A 16,493-nucleotide genomic window follows, 5' to 3' on the forward strand; every position below is an offset into this window, starting at 1 on the left:
CCGTCGACACCGGCCGTCCCGTCGGGACAGCTGCTGCTCCCCTGGGACGGCCGACGACCGCGACCCGCACGTGGACAGCGAGAAGCGCCCGGTGACCCCAGGTCACCGGGCGCTTTCGTGCCGCCGGTCAGGCGGGCGCGACCGCCCGCGAGCGCCGCATGGTGAGCACGTACTCGACCAGGGAGATCAGCACGTGCTTGGTCGACTCCCGGTTCCGGGCGTCGCAGGCCACCACGGGCACGTCGCTCGAGATCGCCAGCGCGTCCCGGACGTCCTGCGGGTCGTGGTACTGCATGCCGTCGAAGCAGTTGATGGCCACCAGGTACGGCAGCCGCCGGTGCTCGAAGAAGTCGATGGCCGCGAAGCAGTCGGCCAGCCGGCGGGTGTCGACCAGCACCACGGCGCCGATGGCGCCGCGGACCAGTTCGTCCCACATGAACCAGAACCGGGTCTGACCCGGTGTACCGAACAGGTACAGGATCAGGTCCCGGTCGATCGAGATACGACCGAAGTCCATCGCCACCGTGGTCGTCGTCTTGCCCGGCACCTGCCGGGTGTCGTCGACACCCACACCGGCGGAGGTCATGATCGCCTCGGTGGTCAGCGGCGTGATCTCCGACACCGAGCCGACCAGCGTCGTCTTGCCGACGCCGAATCCACCGGCGATAACGATCTTCGCCGACGTCACGCGCCCGCTCGGGGCCGGCGGCCGGTGCGACATGTCAGAGCCTGCGAAGTCCACTCAGCACCCTCTCCAGCAGTTCAGTGCCCACCGCGTCGTCCGAGTCGTCCAGGATGGTCGGCTCGTGGACCGCGACCAGGCCGTCCGTCGCCATGTCGGCGATGAGCACCCGGGCCACGCCGAGCGGTAGCTGCATCCGCGCCGCGATCTCGGCAAGCGACTGCACGCGTCCGTCACACAGCGCGGCGATGTACTGGTGTTCACGGCCTTGTCCGCCGTTGCCAGTGGCAACGGCGCGGCCGCGCACCGTCGTCTCGACGAGCGCCTCCATGGCGATCTCGAGCCGGGGACGGGTACGACCGCGGGTCACGGCGTATGGACGGACCAGCGCTCCGGTCGGCTCGTCACGATCGGCCATGTCGCCGCTCACCTCCTTCGTACCCGGCACCGGCTCGCCCCGGTGGTGTTCGTCGATGTTGTAGTTGTTGCCGCACCTGACCCACCGGTCAGCGCGTCGATCAGCCCATCATCCCGACAGCCGAACGCGGCTGCGGGGTCAGGGCGTCGCCCACCCGGTCGACGAGCAGGGCCATCTCGTAGCCGACCTGTCCCACGTCGCAGCTGCGCGCCGCGAGGACCGCGAACGACGAGCCGTCCGAGATGGACATCAGGAACAGGAAGCCGTTGTCCATCTCGACGACGGTCTGCAAGACCGCCCCGCCCTCGAAGCAGCGGGCCGCGCCCTGGGTCAGGCTGACCAGGCCGGACGAGATCGCCGCGAGCTGGTCGGCACGGTCCCGCGGAAGGTCACGGGACGAGGCGAGGAGCAGGCCGTCGGCGGAGACCGCGACCGCGTGCGCCACGCCGGGCACCCGGTCGGCGAAGTTGGCGAGCAGCCATCCGAGATCCTGCGTACTTGTCATCGTTGTTGCTCCTTCTGCCCGCTCCCGGCCACCGGGCCTGAGCCAGACTGCGAGGACTGCTGCCCGCCCGGAGTCGAGTCCGGGCCGGCCGAGTTGCTGTCGGTCGGGTTGTTACGCCCCCGCTGCACGCCCCGATGGTAGGCGGAGAGCAGACCCCGCACGCCCTCCGGCGTGCGGCGCTCCACCGAGGTCGACGGCTTGTCGACGCCACCCGGCACCAGCTGCGCCATCGGCGTCCGCTTCGGCAGACCCTTCTGGGTGGTCTCGGCGACCGGGACCTCGGTGGCGGCCGAGGCAGCCCGCCAGCCGTCGTCGGCGGCGCTCTGCCAGCTGGGCGACTGCTGCTGCGCCCGCCGGTTGGGCAGCGGCTCGGCGTAGCCGGGACGCCCGCCCCCGTTCGCCGATCCGTTGTCGCGCGGCGCTCCGCCGGCCGCCGGGGTGTGTGCCATCGGCGTGTTACCTGTCGTTGCGGGTGCTGTCTGCTGGACGGCCCGACCGGTGGCGTCGACCCTGGCGAACTGCTGGGTCGCGGCGGCGCTCGCCGCCGCGGCCTGGGTCGCGGCCGCCTCCTCGTTCGGCCCCGGCCGGCGGGTACGGAACCAGTTCGACTCCAGCTCCCGGAAGATCGGCAGCTCCATCGTCTCGTCCGCGTACCGCTGGCGGTTGGCCGACTGTTGCGGCGTCGGCCTCGGCGCCGGCCGGCTGACGGCCGGCGGCATGGCGGCCGACGGCGTCTCCGGGCGGGCGACCCGCGGCAGCTCGGTGGTCATGTCCAGGCCGGCCGCGAGGCGTTCCGGCACCGGCGGGGCGGCCGGGTCGGGCGCGGCTACCGGCGGCCAGGCCGGCGGAGCGCCGACGCCGGCCTGCGGGACCGGACGCGGCGGCAGCTGGTTCGCCGGCGGCACGGAGACCGGCTGGCCCGGCGCGGGCGAGGCCGACACCGGCTGACCGGAGAAGGGCTGACCCGAAACCGGGTAGCCGGAGACCGGCGCGGCCGAGACGGGGTGGCCCGACACCGGCGAGGCCGACACCGGAACGCCGGAGATCGGCGGCAGCGGCGGAGCCGACACCGGCGGCGGGTTGTACGGCCGGGTCTCCGGGCTGCTCGGCAGCTGCCGCGGGATGGCCGCCTGCTGGCCGGTGGTGGCCGGGTCGCCCTCGGCCGGGTGGCGCCGCTGCGGCAGCGGGTCGATCGACGGGCCGTTCGACGAGCGCGGGGAGAACCCCTCGCCGCCGGCGGGGGTGCCGGCGCCGGTGAGGTCGGACCAGGCCGGCATCGAGCGCGGCCCACCCGGCGTGGCCGGGGTGCCGGAGCCGTTGCGCGCCGCCGGGTCGAACGCGCGGCCGCCAAGGGTGACCTGGTTGCCGGACGCACCGGGGTGCGGGGCCGACGGGGTGTGCGGGCCGTTGCCGAGGGCGGCCAGGGCACCGAACGCGGGGGCCGGACCACTCTGCTGCGGACCGGCCGTCGCGGCCGGCAGCGCGGCAACGGGCTGGCCCCGGCCGGAGAGGGCGCGCGGCACCAGGACCGCCGGGGGCAGGGTGACGTCGGCGACCGTGCCCCGGTCGGCACCGGGCCGCAGCTCGACCTTGACGCCGTGCCGGGACGACAGCCGGGCGACCACGACCAGACCCATCATCCGGGAGACCGCCACGTCGACCTGGGGCGGCGTGGCCAGCCGCTCGTTGAGCTCGTACAGCTGCTCCGGGCCGATGCCGATGCCGCGGTCCTCCACGTAGAGGGAGGCACGGTCACCCACCCGCCGGGCCTCGACCATGACGTGCGAGTCCGGCGGGGAGAAGGCGGTGGCGTTGTCGAACAGCTCGGCGACCAGGTGCACGAGGTCGTTGACCGCGTGCGCGGCGATCTCGATGTCCCGGTCGATGACGCCGAACTCGATCCGGGTGTAGTGCTCGACCTCGGACTGGGCGGCGCGGAGGACGTCGATCAGGGCGGCCGGCTCACGCTGCACGCGGGTGGAGTCCGCACCGGCGAGGACCAGCAGGTTCTCGTCGTTGCGGCGCATCCGGGTGGCGAGGTGGTCGAGCTGGAACAGCTCGGCCAGTCGGTCCGGGTCCTCCTCGCCGCGCTCCAGCCGGTCGAGGTGGCCGATCAGCCGGTCGACCAGGATCTGCGACCGGCGGGCCAGGTTGACGAACATGGTCGCGACGGACGCCCGGAGGGCGGCCTGCTCGGCCGCGGTTCGGACCGCCTCCAGGTGGACGGCGTTGAACGCCTCGGTCACCTGGCCGAACTCGTCCTTGCTGCGGACCGGGAGCGGCTCGGCGATCTGGTTGGCCAGCTGCACCGGGGAGAGCTGGCCGGTGACCTGCGGGTCACGCAGCCGGGCCACCGCCTGCGGGAGGCCGTACTGGGCCACCGAGAGGGCGCCCTGCCGCAGGTCGCGCAGCGAGCGGGCCATCGAGCGGGCGACCAGGTACGCGAACAGGATCGCCAGCAGCAGCATGCTGAGCAGCAGGCCGGTCTCCAGGAACACCTGGCGCTGCGTGTCCGAGCGGAGGTTGTCGGCCTGCCGGACCACGTTGTCGTCGAGCCGCGACTCGACCGTGCGGATGAGGTCGGTGTTTTTCACCATGGCCCCATCCCACTGGTCCGCCGTGAACTCGAGGCCGCGCAGGTCACCGTCGGTTCGTTTTTGGATGTCGCCCTGGTAGCTGGTCGCCAGGCGGAGATCGGGGCCGGAGACGGTCTGCTGGTAGAAGTCGTCGTCGGCCTGGCTGGCGACGGCCTTGAAGTTCTCCTTCGCCTGGCTCTCGCCGGTGATGGTGGCGACGTAGTCGTCGCGCAGCGCCGGAGTGAGGATCTTCCCCACCAGGGCCCGGTGGACCACCACCCGGCGCTGGGCCAACCACTCCTTCTGCCGGGCGATCGCGGCGGAGGTCCGCATCCGGTCGCTCAGGTCGTTGTTGCCGGCGAGCTGGGTGGTCGAGTCGCGGACCGTGAGCAGGTCACTGATCAGGCCCTCGTAGATCTTCTGCGCGTCGGCGATCGCCAACTTGCCGTTCAGCACCTGGCTGCGGGTGCCCGGGAGGTCGGCGAGGTTCTGGTCGATCCCGTCGAGCAGGGTCTCGAACTTGTTCGGCAGGTTGTCGATGTCCTGCCGCTGCTGGGAGTACGGCGTCTTCGACTGGTCGACCCGCTGGGTGGCCCGGTTGTAGGCCTCCTGGTACTGGGCGTTGCTCTGCGTCTGCTCAGCCTTGGTCTGGCCGGCCCGGTTGGCGCCCAGCCACAGCACCGCGGCCACCCGCTCGTCCTGCAGGGTGTCGACCAGGTCACCCGAGTAGCCGATCAGGTTGGCCAGGTTGCCGGCCCGATTGGCATTGTTGAGCGTCTGCAGGTGGTCGACCAGCCCGCTGGTGCCCACCACGACCGTGGCGATGGTCGGCACGATCATGATCAGACCGAGCTTGGACCAGATCGGCATGTCGCGGAGCCGGCTGGCCGGCCGGCGTAGACGCGACAGGAAGGAGCCCGCCGTCGTTGGCCGTTTGCTCACGTCACCGCCCTCGCATTACTGCGTCCGGACGTCGCCTCTGGGCAACGCCGAGCGACCGACCCGGCGGGTCGGACCTCCGAGATTCCATCACGCCGCCTCGCAAAGAGAAAGAGCAGGTTGTCCGTCGGCAGAGGTGTGATGAGATGTTGATGCAATTTGATAGCAATCCGTCTGGCCGGAGTCACTCAAAGTAATGGCACACCCTCACCGCGTCGTCCTGCTCGCCGGGCCTTCCGGCTCCGGAAAGTCGTACATCGCACAACGAACCGGGCTTCCCGTGCTCTGCCTGGACGACTTTTACAAGGACGGCGATGACCCTACGTGTCCCCGCCTAAACGGACAAGTGGACTGGGAATCCCCCAGGTCCTGGGACGCGGCTTCGGCGGTGGACACCATTGCCCGACTGGCCCGGGAGGGCAAGTCCGAAGTGCCGGTTTATGCGATCGGCGCGGACCGGAGGGTGGCCACCCGGCCATTCGATGTCACCGGATCGCCATTTTTCATCGCCGAAGGGATCTTCGCCGCCGAGATCGTCGAGGAGTGCCGCCGCCGCGACCTGCTCGCCGGGGCGTATGCGCTGCGCCGGCCGCGCGGGGCGACGTTCCTCCGCCGGCTCGCCCGCGACCTGGCCGAGCAGCGCAAGGCACCCGCGGTGCTGATCCGGCGCGGGCTGACGCTGCTGCGCGCCGAGCCCGCGGTGCTGCGCCGGCAGACCGGGCTGGGCGCCGAGGCGGCCCGGGCCCGCGAGGTGCTGCGCCGGGTGGCCGATCTGCTCGCCGGCCACCCGCACCAGCAGGTCTGATCAGCCGATCAGCTTCGCGTAGGCTGGCTTGATCACCTCGTCGATGATCTTCAGCCGCTCGTCGAACGGGATGAAGGCGCTCTTCATCGCGTTGATGGTGAACCACTGGAGTTCCTTCCAGCCGTAGCCGAAGGCCTCCACCAGCAGCGCCATCTCCCGGGACATCGAGGTGCCGCTCATCAGTCGGTTGTCGGTGTTGACGGTCACCCGGAAGCGCAGGTCACGGAGCAGCCCGATCGGGTGTTCGGCGATCGACGGCGCCGCCCCGGTCTGCACGTTGGACGACGGGCACAGCTCCAGCGGGATGCGCTTGTCCCGGACGTACGCGGCCAGCCGGCCCAGCATCGGCGGGTTGCCCGGGGTGATGTCGTCGACGATCCGGACGCCGTGGCCCAGCCGGTCGGCGCCGCACCACTGGATCGCCTGCCAGATCGACGGCAGCCCGAAGGCCTCGCCGGCGTGGATGGTGAAGTGGAAGTTCTCCCGCTGGAGGTACTCGAAGGCGTCCAGGTGCCGGGTGGGCGGGAAGCCCGCCTCCGCGCCGGCGATGTCGAAGCCGACCACACCGGTGTCCCGGTGCCGGACGGCCAGCTCGGCGATCTCCTGCGAGCGGGCGGCGTGCCGCATCGCGGTGAGCAGGGTGCCCACCCGGATCGGGTGGTCCCCCTCAGCCGCCAGCACGCTCCCCTCCCGGAAGCCGGCCACCACCGCCTCGACCACCTGGTCCAGGGTCAGGTTCCGCTCCAGGTGCTGCTCCGGGGCGAACCGGACCTCGGCGTAGACCACGCCGTCGGCGGCCAGGTCGAGGGCGCACTCGCGAGCCACCCGGCGCAGCGCCGGCGCGGTCTGCATGACCGCCACCGTGTGCGCGAAGGTCTCCAGGTAGCGCTCCAGGGAGCCGGAGTTCGCCGCCTCGGCGAACCAGCGACCCAGCGCCTCCGGGTCGGTGGTGGGCAGCTCGTGGCCGACCTCGGCGGCCAGCTCGACGATCGTCGCGGGCCGCAGACCGCCGTCGAGGTGATCGTGCAGCAACGCCTTCGGGACCTTGACGATGTCCTCGTACGAGATTGCGACCATGCTCAGACCCTAGTCACCACCTTCGGGGTACGGCACCGGACCGGTCACGGCCGCCAGCCGTACACCCGCTCGACGGTGAGGCGGAGCACCAGCCGGCCGTCGGCGACCATCGCCGCCCGGTAGTCCGTCCAGTCCGGGTGCTCGCCCCGGATCCGCCGGTAGACCTCGACCAGTTCGTCGACGGTGGCGTCGTCGGTCGCATCGGCCGGCGGGGTGAGCGTCACCGTGCCCTCGGCCACCGCGTACGCCCCGCCGTCGGCGGTGGTGACGTGGAAGCTGGCACGCGGGTCGCGTCGCAGGTTGCGCACCTTGGCCCGCTCGGCGGCGGTGGAGCAGCGAATCAGCCCCGGCTCCGCCAGATAGTCGAGGTTGGAGAGCTGCGGGCGGCCGTCCCGGCGCAGGGTGACCAGCACCCCGCGCCCCCGCTCCCCGAACAGCTCCCACAGCCGGGCGGTCACACCGCCACCCGCAGTGGCGCGAGCGCGGTGGCCAGCCGGGCGAGCTGGTCGAGCATGAACTCGGCGGCGGCCTCGCGGCTCCGCCCCCGAGCAACGATCACGTTCAAAGTGGTTGACATGTCATCGACACTAGGGATCATTTAATGACATGTCAACCACTCGGCTAGGATCGGCGCATGGACGAACCACGCTGGTTGGACGAGCGGGAGAACCGGGCCTGGCGGGGCTACCGCCGGATGCGCCGCCTGCTCGACCTGGAGCTGGCCCGGGAGCTGATGCAGGACGCCGGCCTCTCCGAGCCGGACTACGACGTCCTCTCCGACCTCTCCGAGACGCCCGACCAGCGCCTGCGCCTCAGCGAGCTGGCCGACCGGATGCTCTGGTCGCGCAGCCGCCTCTCCCACCACCTGTCCCGGATGCAGCAGCGCGGCCTGGTCACCCGGGAGGAGTGCCCGTCCGACGGCCGGGGCTCGATCGTCGCGCTCACCCCCGCCGGCCGGCAGGCCATCGACGCGGCCGCACCCGGCCACGTCGCCGCCGTCCGCCGGCACCTGATCGACCTGCTCGGCCCGGAGGAGATCGATGCGCTCGGCGCGCTGACCCACCGGGTGGTCGACCACCTCGCCGACGGCGACCGCCGCCGCGGTCGGGCGGAGGTCTGAGTGGACCCCCGGATCCTGGCCCGGCTGCGCTGTCCGGTCTGCGGCGAGCCGCTGGCCGAGACCACCGCCGGCACCGCCCGGGCGCTGCGCTGCCCGCGGCGGCACAGCTTCGACATCGCCCGCCAGGGGTACGTCAACCTGCTCGCCGGCCGCGCCCCGCACACCGGGGACAGCGCCGAGATGGTCGCCGCCCGCACCGACTTCCTCGACGCCGGCCACTACGACACCGTCGCCACCGCCCTCGCCGCCGCTGCGACGAAGATCGTGTCCGGCACCGCGCGGACCGGTGACACCGGCCCGGCGGACGGCGACGGCAGCGCGTACCCCCTGGTGGTGGACGCCGGGGCCGGGACCGGCTGGTACCTCGCGGCGGTGCTGGCGGCGCTGCCGGACGCGGTCGGCCTGGCCCTGGACGTCGCCAAGCCGGCGGTGCGCCGGGCGGCCCGGGCTCACCCGCGCGCGGCGGCGGCGCTGGCCGACACCTGGCAGCGGCTACCGCTGGCCGACCGCTCCGCCGCCGTGCTGCTGAACGTGTTCGCGCCGCGCAACGGCGCGGAGTTCCACCGGGTGCTCGACTCGGCGGGCGCGCTGCTGGTGGTCACCCCGACTGCGGACCATCTCGCCGAACTGGTCGACGCGCTCGACCTGCTGCGGGTGGACCCGGCCAAGGCGGACCGGGTCGCGGGCAGCCTGGGCGCGCACTTCACCGAGGAGTCGGCCACGGTGCACCGGGCCCGGCTGCGGCTGAGCCGCACCGAGGTGACCACCCTGGTCGGGATGGGCCCGAGCGCCTGGCACGCCGACCCCGCCCGGCTGGCCGAGCGAATCGCCGCGCTGCCTGAGCCGGTGCCGGTGACCCTCGCCGTCCGGCTCGCCGTGCACCGGCCGCGCTGACCGCCGCTCAGGTGGAGAGGTCCACCTCTTCCCAGCCCGGCGGCTCGTCGTGGTACGGCCCGTACAGCATCACCGCCCATTCCAGCGCCCACCGGCGCTGCCCGATGGCATTCGCGTCGACCAGCCCGGGCAGCGCCAGGCCGGCCTGCTGCGACTCCAGGTAGGCCCAGTCCAGGCAGTAGTGCAGGTCGAGCAGGGCGGCGGCGTCGGCCGGGTGCTGCGGGGCGGCCAGGATCCGGGCCCGCCACCGCGGGAAGGTCTCCCCGGCGGCCAGGTTCGGCATCCGCTCGACCAGCCGCTCGTCCACCGGCACCGTCGGGTCCAGCTCCTTGGTGAGCCCGAGCACCCAGGCCAGCGAGAAGAGCGCGTCGTGATGCAGCACGAATGACCGGTGGTCGCCCCGGCCGCCCATCACGAACTGCCACTCCGGCGGGGTCACCGTCTCGACCAGGTGCGACTCCAGCAGCCAGCTCATCGCCGCCTGCGGGGGCATGCCGAAACACCGGGCCAGGATCACGTGCAGCACCGCGATCCGGGCCTCGATCTCGGCGGTGGGCCGCAGCTCGATCTCGTCGCCCGGCTCCCAGACCAGCGGGAACTGCGGCGGCGGCAGCGGGAGACCCAGCCGGGAGAGCTCGTCGAGGCTCGCCTCACGGACGGCCCGGGGGTCGGGGGCGGGTACGCGCACGGCTCAGGTCCCTGTCTGCTCACATCGGCTCATCGCCGGTCGTCCCCCCTGGCCAGGGAGAATAGCGGCTCGGGTCGGGCCAGCACCATGGCCCCACCCGAGCCGGGACGATCAACCGATCCGCTCGATGACCAGCGGCGTCGCGGCCGGGGTGTCGGGCGCGATCCGGACCGCCCGCTGCGCCTCGGCGAGCGCGGCCGGGATCCGCTCCGCGTGCTCCGCGCGCAGCTCGTACAGGGGCTCGCCGACGCGTACCCGGTCGCCGGGACGCTTGTGCAGCACCACGCCGGCCGGGATGCTCACCGGGTCCTCCTTGCGGGCCCGCCCGGCGCCGAGCCGCCACGCGGCCACCCCGATGGCGTACGCGTCGATCCCGGCGACGTAGCCGTCGTCGGTCGCGCACACCACCTCGACCTCGTTGGCGGTCGGCATCGGGGCGTCCGGGTCGCCGCCCTGCGCCCGGATCATCGTCCGCCAGGCGTCCATGGCCCGGCCGTCGCGCAGCGCCGCCTCGGGGTCGGCGTCCGGCAGGCCAGCCGCGTCCAGCATCTCCCGGGTCAGGGCGAGGGTCAGCTCCACCACGTCCGCCGGGCCGCCGCCGGCCAGCACCTCGACCGACTCGGTCACCTCGACCGCGTTGCCTACGGCCAGGCCGAGCGGGGTGGACATGTCGGTGAGCAGGGCGACCGTCCTCACGCCGTGCGCCTTGCCCAGCTCCACCATGGTCCGGGCCAGCTCGCGGGCGTCGTCGACGTTCTTCATGAACGCGCCGGAGCCGACCTTCACGTCGAGCACCAGCGCGCCGGTCCCCTCGGCGATCTTCTTACTCATGATCGAGCTGGCGATCAGCGGGATCGCCTCGACGGTGCCGGTGACGTCGCGCAGCGCGTACAGCTTGCGGTCGGCCGGGGCCAGCCCGTCACCGGCCGCGCAGATCACCGCGCCGACGTCCCGGAGTTGGGCGATGAACTCCTCGTTGCTCAGCGCCGCCCGCCATCCCGGGATCGACTCCAGCTTGTCCAGCGTGCCGCCGGTGTGGCCGAGGCCCCGACCGGAGAGCTGCGGCACGGCGGCGCCGCAGGCGGCGACGAGCGGGGTCAGCGGCAGGGTGATCTTGTCGCCGACACCGCCGGTGGAGTGCTTGTCGGCGGTGGGCCGGGCCACCGAGGAGAGGTCCAGCCGCTCCCCGCTGGCGATCATCGCGGCGGTCCACCGGGCGATCTCCGGCGCGCTCATGCCGCGCAGCAGGATCGCCATGGCCAGCGCGGACATCTGCTCGTCGGCCACCAGCCCCTTGGTGTACGCGTCGACGACCCAGTCGATCTGCGCGTCGCTCAGCACACCCCCGTCCCGCTTGGCCCGAATAACATCAACCGCCGTAAACGCACTCACCCTGAGTTCCCATCAATAGATCAACCAAAGCGTCGGGCACGGGCTGCACCAGGCCGCGGACGGCGACCACCGAGGGATCGGGCCGACGGTGACCGGCGGAGGGATCAAGCCTGACCGCCCGGAGCCGGGCACCGTCGGCCCGATCCCCCCAGCTCAAGCGCCGGACCACCGCAACGGAACCTCCAGCGGCGGCTCGCCCTCCCCGGCCCAGAAGATGGTGCCCGACGCGTCCACCACCACGACCCGGGGCGTACGCGCCAACCCCCAGGTGATCGCCTCGGCCGGGTCGTCCCAGGTGGGGCCCTCCTCCAGCACGCCGGTCTCGGCGTCCTCGGTGTCCCCGGCCGACCGCTCCCAGTAGGCCGTCCAGACCTGCTGCCCGGCCGAGAGGTCCGGGTGCACGAAGACCGTGCCCCGCCCCCGCCAGGCGGCCAGCCGCTCCGGGACCACCGGCACCGGCGTCTCGCCGGTCACCGCCTCCAGGTTCTCGACGCCGAACGCGTGCGGCAACAGCTCGGCCATCCGCAGCGGGGTCCCCTTCGCCTCGATCAGGCACTCCGGGCCGCCGTTCTCCCAGAGCAGCTGCCGGCACCGGCCGCAGGGCATCAGTGGCTCACCGGTGGCGTCGACGCAAGACAGCGCGACGATCCGCCCGCCGCCCGTGGCATGCAGCGAGGAGACCACCCCGCACTCGGCGCAGAGCACCACGCCGTACGCCGCGTTCTCCACGTTGCAGCCGACCACCACCCGGCCGTCGTCGACCAGGGCGGCCGCCCCGACCGGGAACTTCGAGTACGGCACGTACGCGTGCCGCATCACCTCGGTGGCGGCGGCCCGCAGCCGCTCCCAGTCGATCTCCATCACGCCTCCCATTCTGCCCAATTCACGCTGACCGGTCGCGGTACCGGCCCGGAGACGGCCGTGCCCGGCGGGTCTCCCCGGCCGGGCACGGTGCGTCGAGGACGGTCAGCCCTTGATGTACGGCTTGCCGTCGGCGGCCGGTGCCCGGACCTTCCCGACCAGCCCGGCCACGGCCAGGATGGTCGCCAGGTAGGGCAGCATCGCCAGGAACTGGCTGGGGATGCTGCTGCCGATCGCCCCCAGGTAGGTGGCGAGCTGGTCGGCGAAGCCGAAGAAGAGCGCCGCGAGCAGCGCACCGGTCGGGCTCCACCGGCCGAAGATCAGCGCGGCCAGGGCGATGAAGCCCTTACCGCCGATCATGTTCTTGGTGAAGGAGTAGAGCGCCAGGGTGTACGAGGCGCCACCCACGCCGGCCACCAGCCCCGCCAGGAGCACGTTGCGGTAGCGCAGCCGCAGCACCTTCACGCCGAGGGTGTCGGCCGCGGTCGGGTGCTCACCCACCGAACGGGTCCGCAGACCCCACCGGGTACGGAACAGCGCGATGTGGATGATCAGCACCAGCAGCAGGCCGAGGTAGAGGAAGATGTTCCCCCGGAACAGCGCCGGACCGAGCAGTGGGATGTCCTTGAGCAGCGGGATCTCCCAGTTGCTGAACCGGGGCGCGCTGTTGTACTTCGTCGCGTCGGTCTGCATCAACCGCTCGTAGAGGAAGCCGGTGACGCCGACCGCCAGCAGGTTGAGCACGATGCCCATGACCACCTGATCGACCAGGTAGCGGATGGCGAAGACGGCGAGCAGCAGCGAGATCAGCGCGCCGCCGATCGCCGCGGCGACCAGCCCGACCCAGACGTTGCCGGAGATGCTGCCGAAGAGCGCGCCGGAGAAGGCGCCCATCAGCAGCTGGCCCTCGATCGCCACGTTCACCACGCCGGTCCGCTCGCAGAGCACGCCGGCCAGCGCGCCGAAGATCAGCGGCAGGGCCAGGATGAACGTGCCCCGGACGATGTTCACCAGCGGCATGAAGTTGCGGCCCTCGGGGGCGGCGGAGACCTGCCAGCAGAGGAAGCTCAGCACGAAGGCGACCAGCCCGATCCCGAGCAGCAGGGTGAACCAGCGCTTCGGCATCCCGGCGAGCAGGGCGGCGCCGGCCGCGGCGGCGATGACCCCGAACAGGATCGCGCCGACCGTGCCGTTGATCTCCAGGGCGGCACCGCCCTCGGTCTCGCTGAGCGTGAACCGGGCCTGCTGGCCGGTGGCGAGCGCGCCGAACAGCACCGTCGCGAGCACGCCCAGCGCCAGCAGGACGGCCCCGCTCTTGCGGGCGCGCGTCCAGAAGCCCTCGTCGACCGTGGTCACGGCGACCTCGGGGACAGCGGTGGTGGACATGCTCACCAGCCCTTCGCGAGGCTCGTCTGCAGCCGGGCGGCGCGGGCGGCCCGGAGCTGGAAGATCGCCTTCACCAGGGCCGGCGCGGCGATGAAGATGACGATCAGCGCCTGGAGCACGGTGACCAGCTCCAGCGAGATCCCGGAGTACGACTGCATCCGGTTGCCGCCGGCCTGGAGCGCGCCGAACAGCAGCGCGGCCAGCAGCACGCCCCACGGCTTCACCCGGCCGAGCAGCGCGACCAGGATGCCGTCGAAGCCGATCTGCGCGATCACCAGCGGGGTCAACGCGTCCGCGGTCGAGCCGAGCACCATGTTCGACCCGCCGAGGCCGGCCAGCAGCCCCGAGATCACCATGACCAGCACGTACGCCTTGGTGACGCTGATGCCGGCGGTCCGGGCGGCGTTCGGGTTCTCGCCGACCGCGCGCAGCTCGAAGCCGAGCGTCGAGCGGTTCAGCAACCAGGCGACGAACCAGGTGACCAGCACCGCGAGCAGGATGCCGGCGTGCACCCGCAGGTTGTCGCCGAGCAGCCGGGGCAGCTGGGCGGAGGACTCGACCGGCTTGCTGATCGCGTCCGAACGGTTCGGGTTCTGCACCCCGTTCTGGACGATGATCCAGGACAGGAAGTAGACCGCCACGTAGTTGAGCATGATCGTGTTGATCACCTCGTGGGCGCCGGTCCGCGCCTTGAGGATGCCGGGGATGAAGCCCCAGAGCGCGCCGCCGGCCGCACCAGCGATCAGCGCGACCAGCAGGTGCACCACCGGCGGTAGCGGCAGCGCGAAGCCGGCGACGGCGGCGAGGATGACGCCGATGGTCGCCTGGCCCTGGGCGCCGATGTTGAACAGGCCGCCCCGGAAGGCGAGCGCCACCGACAGGCCGGTGAAGACCAGCGGCGCGGTGTAGGTGAGCGTCTCCGAGATCGGGCTGAGCGCGGCGGTGAAGCCGGTCGCGTCCGGGTCGAAGATCGCGCCCTTGAACAGATTCGCGTACGCCTCGCTGACCACGGTCCAGCTGGAGTTGATCGCGTCCGCCGGCCGGGCGGTGATGTAGCCGTAGGTGGCCAGCACCTCCGGGTCGGAGACGATGATCAGCACCGCGCCGACCAGCATGGCCAGCAGCACCGCCAGCACGGTGACCGTGACCGTGTTGGCCGCCCAGAGGTTGTCCAGGAAGAGCCGGCCCAGCGAGGGGCGGGGCTCGTCGGGCGCGGGCGCCTTGGTCGCGGTGGCGGGCACCGCCCGCTCGGTGTCGCCGGCCGGCGCGGTCGGGGTCGTCCGCGCCTCGCTCTGTGCCTCCTGCGCCTCGGTCGCCGGCTCCTTGTCCGGGGAGCCCGACACGGGGTTCGGGTTGCTCATGCCTTGTCCTCGCTGCCAGGGCCCTCGGGGGCCGGGGCCGCCGGGCCGGGCGTACCGCTGGTGCCGTCGGCCGGGGTCGTGGTGGCGGTGTCCGGGGTGATGCCCGCCATCAGCAGGCCGATCTCCTCACGCGGAGTGTCCGGGCTGACCACGCCGATGATCCGGCCGCGGTACATCACCGCGATCCGGTCGGCCAGGCCGATGACCTCGTCCAGCTCGCTGGAGACCACCATGACGGCGGTGCCGATGTCCCGCTCGCGGATCACCCGGCTGTGGATGAACTCGATCGAGCCGACGTCGACGCCACGGGTGGGCTGGGCGGCGATGAAGAGCTTCAGCGGCCGGGACAGCTCCCGGGCCACGATGACCTTCTGCTGGTTACCGCCGGAGAGGGTGCCCACCGCCGCGTCGGCCGAGGAGGTGCGGATGTCGAACTGCTCGATCCGCTCCTTCGCCGACTTCGCGATGGCGTCCGGCTTGAGCGAGAGGCCCTTGCCGAAGGGCGGCTGGTCGTAGATGTCCAGCACCAGGTTCTCCGCCACGGAGAACTCCTTGACCAGGCCGTCGACGCTGCGGTCCTCCGGCACGTAGCCGACGCCGGCGCGGAGCACCTTCTTGGTCGGCCAGCCGTGCACGGCCTCGCCGTCCAGCGTGACGGTGCCGGCGAGCGCCGGCCGCAGGCCCATGATCGCCTCGATCAGCTCGGTCTGCCCGTTGCCCTGCACGCCCGCGATGCCGAGCACCTCGCCCGCGTGCACGGTCAGATCGATGCCGTCGACCGCGCGTACCGCCCGGTCGTCGTCGACGACCAGGCCGGCGACCTCGAGGATCGGCTTGCCGGGCTGGGCCGGCTTCTTTTCCACGGTCAGCCGGACACTGCGGCCCACCATCAGTGCGGCCAGCTCGTCCCGGCTGGCGCTCGGCGAGGCGGTGCCGACGGTCTTGCCGCGCCGGATCACCGTGATCCGGTCGGCGATCGCCTTCACCTCGCCCAGCTTGTGGGTGATGAAGACGATCGACTTGCCGGCGGCCTTGAGCGACCGCATGACCGCGAGCAGTTCCTCGGTCTCCTGCGGGGTCAGCACGGCCGTCGGCTCGTCGAGGATCAGCAGGTCGACGTCGCGGGTGAGGGCCTTGACGATCTCCACCCGCTGCTGGATGCCGACCGGCAGGTCCTCGATCACCGCGTCCGGGTCGACCCGGAGGTTGTACCGCTCGGAGACCTCGGCGACCTCCCGCCGGGCCCGCCGCCGGTCGAGGAAGCCGGTGAAGGCGCCCGTGACCTGCTCGGCGCCGAGCATGACGTTCTCGGCCACCGTGAAGACCGGCACCAGCATGAAGTGCTGGTGCACCATGCCGATCCCGGCTGCGATGGCGTCCGACGGGCCCTTCAGCTTCAGCGGCTTCCCGTCCACCAGGATCTCGCCCTCGTCGGGCTGGTAGAGCCCGTAGAGCACGTTCATCAGGGTCGACTTGCCGGCGCCGTTCTCGCCGAGCAGGGCATGAATCTCTCCAGGCTCCACCGTCAGGTCGATGTGGTCGTTGGCGACCAGGTCACCGAACCGTTTGGTGATGCCGCGCAGTTCGAGTCTCAGCGCAACCTCCTGGAGTGCGAGCGATGGTGCAGCGTAGCGGCTGCCCGCCGGCCACCGCGCCGGGTGGGGGTCAGGTGGGAGGTGAAGGTGGATCGGCCGCCCCGGCTCCGCGGGGTCTTCCCCACGTACGCCGAGGCGGCCGGATCGTCATGCCTGGTGCCCGCCGGCCCCCGCCGATGGTCTCATCGCGGCGG

General features: G+C 72.2%; 16 protein-coding genes. 3 read left to right on the top strand and 13 right to left on the bottom strand.

Annotated elements, in window-relative coordinates; genetic code table 11:
• Nucleotides 1-127 precede the first annotated feature (127 nt).
• The 4 genes from ACFYOS_RS03825 to ACFYOS_RS03840 all read right to left on the bottom strand — a co-directional run bounded on the left by ACFYOS_RS03825 (nt 128) and on the right by ACFYOS_RS03840 (nt 5,123).
• On the bottom strand, nt 128-721 hold the full coding sequence (locus ACFYOS_RS03825) for an ATP/GTP-binding protein (protein WP_091260490.1): 594 nt from the start codon (nt 719-721) through the stop codon (nt 128-130).
• Between the two features lies 1 nt (nt 722).
• Nucleotides 723-1,100 carry a DUF742 domain-containing protein gene (locus tag ACFYOS_RS03830; RefSeq protein ID WP_387136049.1) on the bottom strand — a complete coding sequence of 126 codons (378 nt, stop codon included), beginning with the start codon at nt 1,098-1,100 and terminating at the stop codon, nt 723-725.
• 100 nt (nt 1,101-1,200) lie between these two features.
• Nucleotides 1,201-1,605, bottom strand: coding sequence for a roadblock/LC7 domain-containing protein (locus tag ACFYOS_RS03835; protein WP_387135802.1), 405 nt, complete (start codon nt 1,603-1,605; stop codon nt 1,201-1,203).
• A complete protein-coding gene (locus ACFYOS_RS03840) occupies nt 1,602-5,123 on the bottom strand; it encodes a nitrate- and nitrite sensing domain-containing protein (protein ID WP_387135803.1) in 3,522 nt (1,173 codons plus the stop codon). Before ACFYOS_RS03840 ends, ACFYOS_RS03835 begins: the two co-directional genes overlap by 4 nt.
• Before the next feature lie 385 nt (nt 5,124-5,508).
• On the opposite strand from ACFYOS_RS03840, the gene ACFYOS_RS03845 reads away from it, so the two are divergent.
• On the top strand, nt 5,509-5,925 hold the full coding sequence (locus tag ACFYOS_RS03845) for a hypothetical protein (protein WP_387135805.1): 417 nt from the start codon (nt 5,509-5,511) through the stop codon (nt 5,923-5,925).
• Here the strand turns inward: ACFYOS_RS03845 and ACFYOS_RS03850 are convergent, their stop codons facing one another.
• The 3 genes from ACFYOS_RS03850 to ACFYOS_RS03860 are packed head-to-tail and all read right to left on the bottom strand — an operon-like array spanning nt 5,926 to nt 7,579.
• Nucleotides 5,926-7,002, bottom strand: coding sequence for an adenosine deaminase (locus tag ACFYOS_RS03850; protein WP_387135807.1), 1,077 nt, complete (start codon nt 7,000-7,002; stop codon nt 5,926-5,928).
• A 44-nt stretch (nt 7,003-7,046) separates the two neighbouring features.
• On the bottom strand, nt 7,047-7,460 hold the full coding sequence (locus ACFYOS_RS03855; protein ID WP_387135809.1) for a PPOX class F420-dependent oxidoreductase: 414 nt from the start codon (nt 7,458-7,460) through the stop codon (nt 7,047-7,049).
• Nucleotides 7,457-7,579 (bottom strand): hypothetical protein, encoded by a 123-nt coding sequence (locus tag ACFYOS_RS03860; protein WP_387135811.1) that lies wholly within the window; start codon nt 7,577-7,579, stop codon nt 7,457-7,459. Before ACFYOS_RS03860 ends, ACFYOS_RS03855 begins: the two co-directional genes overlap by 4 nt.
• Before the next feature lie 57 nt (nt 7,580-7,636).
• Between ACFYOS_RS03860 and ACFYOS_RS03865 the strand changes: the two genes are divergently transcribed.
• Together ACFYOS_RS03865 and ACFYOS_RS03870 are read left to right on the top strand one after the other, a co-directional pair.
• Entirely contained in the window at nt 7,637-8,122 is a 486-nt protein-coding gene (locus ACFYOS_RS03865) for a MarR family winged helix-turn-helix transcriptional regulator (protein WP_387135813.1), read from the top strand.
• Nucleotides 8,123-9,016, top strand: coding sequence for a putative RNA methyltransferase (locus ACFYOS_RS03870; RefSeq protein WP_387135814.1), 894 nt, complete (start codon nt 8,123-8,125; stop codon nt 9,014-9,016).
• A gap of 7 nt (nt 9,017-9,023) precedes the next feature.
• Here ACFYOS_RS03870 and ACFYOS_RS03875 read toward each other — a convergent pair whose 3' ends face one another.
• The 6 genes from ACFYOS_RS03875 to ACFYOS_RS03900 all read right to left on the bottom strand — a co-directional run bounded on the left by ACFYOS_RS03875 (nt 9,024) and on the right by ACFYOS_RS03900 (nt 16,299).
• Nucleotides 9,024-9,704: a DUF4272 domain-containing protein gene (locus ACFYOS_RS03875; protein WP_387135816.1), complete on the bottom strand. Its 681-nt coding sequence runs from the start codon at nt 9,702-9,704 to the stop codon at nt 9,024-9,026.
• A gap of 111 nt (nt 9,705-9,815) precedes the next feature.
• Nucleotides 9,816-11,096 carry a thymidine phosphorylase gene (locus ACFYOS_RS03880; protein WP_387135818.1) on the bottom strand — a complete coding sequence of 427 codons (1,281 nt, stop codon included), beginning with the start codon at nt 11,094-11,096 and terminating at the stop codon, nt 9,816-9,818.
• 153 nt (nt 11,097-11,249) lie between these two features.
• Nucleotides 11,250-11,969: a cytidine deaminase gene (locus tag ACFYOS_RS03885; RefSeq protein WP_387135820.1), complete on the bottom strand. Its 720-nt coding sequence runs from the start codon at nt 11,967-11,969 to the stop codon at nt 11,250-11,252.
• A 93-nt stretch (nt 11,970-12,062) separates the two neighbouring features.
• On the bottom strand, nt 12,063-13,343 hold the full coding sequence (locus tag ACFYOS_RS03890) for an ABC transporter permease (RefSeq protein ID WP_387135822.1): 1,281 nt from the start codon (nt 13,341-13,343) through the stop codon (nt 12,063-12,065).
• 2 nt (nt 13,344-13,345) lie between these two features.
• Nucleotides 13,346-14,704: an ABC transporter permease gene (locus ACFYOS_RS03895; protein ID WP_387135824.1), complete on the bottom strand. Its 1,359-nt coding sequence runs from the start codon at nt 14,702-14,704 to the stop codon at nt 13,346-13,348.
• On the bottom strand, nt 14,701-16,299 hold the full coding sequence (locus ACFYOS_RS03900; protein WP_387136050.1) for an ABC transporter ATP-binding protein: 1,599 nt from the start codon (nt 16,297-16,299) through the stop codon (nt 14,701-14,703). Before ACFYOS_RS03900 ends, ACFYOS_RS03895 begins: the two co-directional genes overlap by 4 nt.
• Nucleotides 16,300-16,493: the final 194 nt, after the last annotated feature.

The sequence above is a fragment of the Micromonospora sp. NPDC005806 genome, from assembly GCF_042871425.1.
GTDB lineage: Bacteria > Actinomycetota > Actinomycetes > Mycobacteriales > Micromonosporaceae > Micromonospora.